Here is a 236-nt window from a genome sequence, read left to right on the forward strand (position 1 = left end):
CCTTGTCGCAGGCGGCCTGCATCTCGTCCCAGGTGGTCGGAGGCTTCAGGCCCGCCTTGTCCAGAAGGTCGGAGCGGTAGTAGAGCAGCGCGCCGTCCGAGGACTGCGGGTAGGCGTAGAGCTTGCCGAAGTAGGACGCCGCGTCGACCGCGCTGGCGAGCATGCCATCGGTCGGGAACTTGTCCTTCGGAAGCTCCTGCAGCCAGCCGTTGGCCGCGAACTCCGCGGTCCAGACG

The 236-nt window shown here is 67.8% G+C and carries 1 protein-coding gene; it reads right to left on the reverse strand.

Features of this window, described 5'->3' with window-relative positions; all coding sequences use genetic code 11:
* A partial coding sequence (locus BN358_RS24540) for an extracellular solute-binding protein (protein ID WP_157593528.1) occupies nucleotides 1-236 on the reverse strand: 236 nt, incomplete at both ends.

The sequence above is a fragment of the Sedimentibacter sp. B4 genome (assembly GCF_000309315.1).
Classification (GTDB): Bacteria; Bacillota; Clostridia; order Tissierellales; family Sedimentibacteraceae; genus Sedimentibacter; species Sedimentibacter saalensis.